Below are 6,844 nucleotides of genomic sequence, written 5' to 3'. Positions count from 1 at the left end.
TTTTTGAAAGGTAATCGACGTATTGCAACACGCTATGAAAAAACAGCACGAAACTATCTGTCGATGGTGAAATTAGGCTGTATTCGACTCTTTTGCCGGAGATTATATAATTAAGGGACACTACCTAGTACGTTGACTAAACCGCTGTTTGCGGCGATATGCAAACACATCTTCCACATGACCACTTCTAATCCGCTCCTGTAACGCCCGCCAGTAGTCTGCTTTAAATAAATCACTATGCATCTCTTCAAAATAGCGACGAATACGATTGTCAGTACAAAGAAAATGTCGGAATTCTTCAGGAAAAACATCATTTGGTGCCACGCTGTACCACGGTTCACCAGCAAGTTCATCTTCTGGGTAACGAGGAGGCGGTATGTCTCGAAAATTAACCTCTGTCATATAACAAATTTCATCATAGTCATAGAACACTACCCGCCCATGTCGTGTCACACCAAAGTTTTTGAACAGCATATCTCCAGGGAAAATATCCGCCGCCGCAAGTTGTTTAATCGCATTACCGTACTCTTCGATGACATCTTTCAACTTCTGTTCTTCCACCTTTTCCATATAGATATTCAGTGGTGTCATCCGCCGTTCCATATACAGATGCTTAATCAGGATTTTATCACCCAAATCCTCCAGTTTTTCTGGCACTTCTTTCTGCAACTCTTCCATCAGTTCGGGACTAATGCGGGCTTTATCAATAACGAAATTTTCAAACTCCTGCGTGTCGGCCATTCTCCCCACACGATCATGCTCCTTGACCAGACGGTAACACTCCTGTACCCGCTCCTGTGTCACCTCTTTCTGCGGCGCAAATCTATCTTTAATCACCTTGAAGACTCGATCAAATGAAGGCGAAGTGAATACCAACATCACCATCCCTTTAACACCAGGAGCAATCATAAATTTTTCTTTGGAGAAGGTAATAAACGCCAAATATTCCCGGTAATACTCCGTTTTACCATGCTTCTGGCAGCCAATTGCCATATAAAGTTCAGACGTTGATTTAGCAGGTAGAATTTCTCTCAACCACTCAACTAAAGCCGCAGGTAAAGGCGCATAAACCATAAAATAGGAACGGGCAAAACCAAATACTATGCTAGCATCTGCATAATCAGTCAGGCAGGTATCGATAAAGATCCCACCAGATTCGTTATGATGGATCGGCAATAAGAAAGGATAAACTTGATTTCTAATGCGAATTTTACCGACTAACCAAGCCGCTTTATTGCGATAAAACAGTTCATTAGCTATTTGAAAAGTTGCCTGTAATAATTCTTCGGTTGGAAATGTCTGTTGTAGATAGTCCGTAATATAACGAATATCTCTCTCTAAATGTTCCCAAGATAAACGCAACGGCAGATCATTAAGTATCGTCCGCAACATTGAGGCAAGATTGCCATTAGGGAAAAAGTCACGCGATAACGGGCGAGGAATATCCCGAAATCTACGCGCAGGCTGCGAGGTAAAAATAAATAATTTATCCGGTGTCAGATTACGATGCTCAAACAGACGGCAGTAAACAGAGTTAAAAAAACTTTCGGCAATTTCAAACCGGGGATAATCCGGTAATAAACTGGTATAAACAACCTTTACTTTAGCAATGTACTCTTCATCATATCCAAAAGCACTGTGTATACATTTAAGCTGCTCAACCACCAGCCCAACATGATGATCATAAAGGTTAATGCGCTTTTTCATAGCTTGCTGAACAGCGAGCCAGTCAGCCTGTTCAAAGCGTTGTTGTGCGCCTGAAGTCACTTCCAGAAAGCGACCATATTGTGCATCGAATCCCTGTAAAATAGTCTGTGCTATCAGATGTGCCGAATCTATCCCCATCGCAACTCCTCAATATATTCAGCCTGCAATAGGCAGGCTGAATAGAAACAATCAGAACTGCTGCTCTTCTGTGGAACCTGTCAATGCGGTTACTGACGATGTTCCCCCTTGAATAATCGTTGTGACTTTATCGAAATAACCCGTACCAACTTCCTGCTGATGAGAAGAGAAGGTATAACCACGGTTCATTGATTCAAATTCTCTTTCCTGTACTTTCTCCACATAATGTTTCATACCTTCACCCTGAGCATAAGCATGCGCCAAGTCGAACATGTTGAACCACATACTGTGGATACCCGCCAGAGTAATAAATTGGAATTTATAACCCATTGCTGACAATTCACCCTGGAAACGTGCAATCGTCTTATCATCCAGATTCTTTTTCCAATTGAACGATGGAGAACAGTTGTAAGCTAATAACTTACCGGGATATTTAGCATGAATCGCCTCAGCAAAACGACGGGCCATTTCAATATCAGGTGTTGATGTTTCACACCATATCAAGTCAGCATACGGCGCATAAGCCAAACCACGACTAATCGCTTGATCGATACCCGCTCTGGTACGGAAGAAACCTTCAAAAGTCCGTTCGCCAGTAATGAACTCACTGTCATAAGTGTCACTGTCAGAGGTTAACAGATCGGCTGCATCAGCATCTGTACGAGCAATCAACAGCGTCGGTACGCCAGAAACATCCGCCGCCAAACGCGCAGCGACCAATTTTTGAATAGCCTCTTGTGTCGGAACCAGCACTTTACCGCCCATGTGGCCACATTTTTTCACCGCAGCAAGTTGATCTTCAAAGTGAACAGCCGCAGCACCCGCCTCAATCATGGCTTTCATCAATTCAAATGCATTCAGAACACCACCAAATCCTGCTTCCGCATCCGCCACAATTGGCAGAAAATAATCGATATGTTCCTGGTGATCAGCATCAATACCATTTGCCCACTGAATTTGATCTGCTCGACGGAAACTGTTGTTAATACGTTTTACCACCGCCGGGACTGAATCCACCGGATATAGGGACTGATCAGGATACATACTGGATGCCGTGTTAGCATCAGCCGCAACCTGCCAACCAGAAAGATAAATCGCCTCAATACCCGCTTTTGCCTGCTGTAATGCCTGCCCACCAGTCAATGCACCTAATGAGTTGACATAGCCTTTCTTTGCTTTGCCATGTAGCAATTCCCACAACTTTTTAGCGCCAAGTTGTGCCAATGTATGTTCTGGATTAACCGAACCACGCAATTTAACGACATCTTCCGCACTGTACGGGCGGATAATCCCATTCCAACGGTCACTTTTCCATTCTTGTTCCAATTGAGCGATTTGTTGAGTTCTGGAGATTGTCATAACTTCTACTTCCTACCTTTGTTAAATTAATCGGATAATGGTGTTTTGTTATTATTTGTTACTTAAATTTCTCTCAGTAGCCCTAATGGGACAGCTCTAATCAAGCAATTGATATCCCGGCAACGTCAGGAAATCTATCAGCTCGTCCTGAGTTGTAATGCGCTCCATCAACTTAGCCGCATCGCTAAATCGCCCTTGACTGAAACGTGTTTCCCCCACTTCTTGCTTAATAACCTCCATTTCCTCTGCCAACATCTGCCTGAACAAACTTTTTGTCACTTTTTTACCATTGGATAGTGATTTTTCATGGTGAATCCATTGCCAAATGGATGTCCGGGAAATTTCGGCTGTCGCAGCATCTTCCATCAAACCATAAATAGGAACGCATCCATTTCCTGAAATCCACGCTTCAATGTATTGAACCGCTACACGGATATTGGCCCGCATACCCTCTTCAGTACGATTACCAGGGCAAGGCTCCAGCAATTGAGAAGCAGTAATCGGTGCATCTTCCTCACGGAAGATATCTAACTGGTTTTGCCGCTCTGCCAAGACCTTATCGAAAACTTCCAGCACCGTGTCGGCAAGACCTGGATGGGCAATCCATGTACCATCATGGCCATTACGTGCTTCCAGCTCTTTATCCGCCCGGACTTTATCTAGTACCCAATTGTTACGTTCAATATCTTTACTGGGGATAAAAGCAGCCATTCCCCCCATCGCAAATGCTCCACGCTTATGGCAAGTTTTGATCAGCAAACGGGAATAAGCACTGAGGAAAGGTTGATCCATCGTGACAGATTGACGATCAGGCAAAACTCGATCACTATGATTTTTCAGTGTTTTAATGTAGCTGAAAATGTAATCCCAACGGCCACAATTAAGGCCAACGATATGGTGCCGAAGATGATAAAGAATCTCATCCATCTGAAATACAGCAGGCAAAGTTTCAATCAATACTGTTGCTTTGATTGTGCCTCTCGGCAGATCAAAACGATCTTCTGCAAAGCTGAATACATCACTCCACCACTGAGCTTCGTGGTAAGACTGAATTTTTGGTAAGTAGAAATAGGGGCCGCTCCCCTTTGCCAGCAATTGTTTATGGTTGTGGTAAAAATAGAGCGCAAAATCAAACAATCCACCGGCGATTGGCTCATTTTGATAGAGAACATGTTTTTCCGGTAAATGAAGCCCTCTTACCCGTGCGATCAGAACAGCCGGGTCTGGTTGCAATAGGTACTGTTTACCCTGCTCATTAACGTAAGAAATTGTGCCATTAACCGCATCACGCAGGTTGATTTGCCCTTCAATCACCTTATCCCAAGCCGGTGCTAAGGAATCTTCGAAATCCGCCATGAAAACTTTTACATTAGCATTCAAGGCGTTGATAACCATTTTCCGTTCTACTGGTCCAGTGATTTCTACTCTGCGATCACGGAGATCCGCCGGAATATTTTGAATTTCCCACTCACTTTCACGAATGGAACTGGTTTCCGAAATAAAATCAGGCAATTCACCATCATCAATTTTCTTCTGCCAAATATCCCGATCGACTAACAATTTTTTCCGTGCATCAGTAAACCGAACAACCAGATCTTTCAGAAAATCTACCGCTTCAGGTATCAAAACCTCCTGCTCTGCTGCTCCAAATCGTTTAATAAACGATAATTCAGTCGCTAAAGTTTGCTGCGTCATTCATCTATCCTCATTTTAAAGCACACTTGAATAAGAGTAATAGATATTTAAAATAAATCAAAAACGATTTCCATTTTTTTATAAATTTATTTTTATTCAATAAAAAACAATAAGTTATATTCAATATTGCCTATTTTAAATTAGAGAAATTGATTCCATAAATTACAAGATCATTTAGTTAAGTTTTTGTTATATAAGATAAACTACAAAAAGTGCGATATTTTGACAGGTGTTAATGACAGGAAAGTAGAAAAAATCAGAAGGGTTAAATGGCTGAATTTCAGCCATTTATAAAGATATTAATCCAGTGTTGGATTCATGTAGGTAAGATCATATGGCGTGATTTGGTACACATAATAATTCAGCCAGTTGGAAAATAATAAATGCCCGTGACTACGCCATGATGCCAGTGGTTTTCTTTCTGGATTATTATCTGGAAAATAATTTATTGGGATCTTTGGCTCCAAACCTGCTGCTAAATCGCGTAAATATTCACTAGCCAACGTTCCAGCATCATATTCCGGATGACCAGTGACAAACACCATGCGCTTATCTTTACTCGCCAGTAAATACGCCCCCGCATCTTCAGAGCTGGAAAGAATATCCAGATCAGTATGTTCACGAATAACCTGCTCAGGAAAATCTGCATAGCGAGAATGAGGAGCAAAAAAGGATTCATCAAAGCCGCGAGTCAATAATGCTAAAGGCTCCAAAGTAGAGTGATAATAAACACCTGATAGTTTTACTTCTCTGGTAAGCTTCGGTAAGCCGTACAAAATATTCAAAGCTGCTTGCACAGCCCAACAAATAAATAGAGTAGAAGTGACGTGCTCCTTCGCCCAACCAATTATTCTTTCTATCTGCTCCCAATATGCCACATCTTCGAATTCAACTAATCCTAATGGCGCACCAGTAACAATTAAGCCATCAAAATTTTGGTGTTTTATCTGTTCGAAATCACAATAAAAGTTATTCAAATGCTCAGCGGGCGTATTCCTGCATTTCCGGTTATCTACTCTCAGTAGCTGGATATCTACCTGTAAAGGCGTGTTGGATAGTAATCTTAAAAATTGATTTTCAGTCTCAATTTTCTTTGGCATCAAGTTAAGCAGCAATACCTTTAGTGGACGTATATTTTGAATATTCGCACGAGTAGATGTCATTACGAACACATTCTCATTTCGTAAAAAATTCACTGCGGGTAATTCATCCGGTATACAAATTGGCATGCTATGACCTCGATTTTTTATCCATTTACACGTTTAGACTTCCAGACAGCTAAATCTAACTAAGTATTAACAGAATGTCGAGGCTTTACAAGTAAGCTGAAATTATTTCATTTTTGGTCATATTTCGATATTCAATATATAAATAATTAATAATTTTTAATATTATAAAAATGAAATAATTTTAATTTTATCTTTAAAATTAAAAACAGTTAACTGATATTATTTAAATATTGAAATAAATCCCTTAAAATTCAATGATATTATTGTTAAGCATTGAAAAATTTAATATAAAAAAACGAAATATACAAATAATTAAATTTCGGAACTATAAATATAGAAACCATATATTCCACGAAAGAAACAAAATTATTTTATGAATCGATAATGTATTAAAGTAATTTCGGGATGCAAAGTACCTGGGGATAACAGATAACAGATAACGTATAGTCAACAAAAGCAAACGTTGACAAATATCGTAACGTTTATGGCACCAAAGCGACTGTCGTATGCATCGCATGTCGTACAAACGCAAAAACCCCCAGCTTACGCTGAGGGTTTCCACTGTATTTAAAGCCTGGCAGTTCCCTACTCTCACATGGGGAGACCCCACACTACCATCGGCGCTACGGCGTTTCACTGCTGAGTTCGGCATGGGGTCAGGTGGGACCACCGCGCTATCGCCGCCAGGCATATTCGGTTTTATTCCGGCCGTTGTG

Annotated in this window: 4 protein-coding genes, 1 rRNA gene and 1 pseudogene; 1 reads left to right on the top strand and 5 read right to left on the bottom strand. The window is 41.0% G+C overall.

What is annotated here, in order from left to right:
- Positions 1-114: pseudogene (locus EAE91_RS22735) on the top strand (IS5/IS1182 family transposase); the annotation flags it as partial.
- Between the two features lie 6 nt (positions 115-120).
- Here the strand turns inward: EAE91_RS22735 and aceK are convergent.
- From aceK to rrf, 5 genes are all read right to left on the bottom strand, one after another.
- Complete coding sequence (gene aceK / locus EAE91_RS22730; protein WP_214090446.1) at positions 121-1,845, bottom strand: bifunctional isocitrate dehydrogenase kinase/phosphatase; 1,725 nt, start codon at positions 1,843-1,845, stop codon at positions 121-123.
- 51 nt (positions 1,846-1,896) lie between these two features.
- Positions 1,897-3,204, bottom strand: a complete 1,308-nt coding sequence (gene aceA / locus EAE91_RS22725) for an isocitrate lyase (protein WP_214090445.1) — start codon at positions 3,202-3,204, stop codon at positions 1,897-1,899.
- A 96-nt stretch (positions 3,205-3,300) separates the two neighbouring features.
- Complete coding sequence (gene aceB, locus EAE91_RS22720) at positions 3,301-4,899, bottom strand: malate synthase A (RefSeq protein WP_214090444.1); 1,599 nt, start codon at positions 4,897-4,899, stop codon at positions 3,301-3,303.
- Between the two features lie 299 nt (positions 4,900-5,198).
- On the bottom strand, positions 5,199-6,128 hold the full coding sequence (metA, locus tag EAE91_RS22715; RefSeq protein WP_214090443.1) for a homoserine O-acetyltransferase MetA: 930 nt from the start codon (positions 6,126-6,128) through the stop codon (positions 5,199-5,201).
- Positions 6,129-6,700: 572 nt separating this feature from the next.
- A 5S ribosomal RNA gene (gene rrf / locus EAE91_RS22710) occupies positions 6,701-6,816 on the bottom strand.
- Between the last annotated feature and the right edge of the window lie 28 nt (positions 6,817-6,844).

Origin of the sequence: Photorhabdus noenieputensis (assembly GCF_018448935.1) — a bacterium.
Taxonomy (GTDB): Bacteria; Pseudomonadota; Gammaproteobacteria; order Enterobacterales; family Enterobacteriaceae; genus Photorhabdus; species Photorhabdus noenieputensis.
The sequence above is the reverse complement of the archived record's forward strand: the minus strand, read 5'-3'. Positions and strand labels throughout refer to the sequence as shown.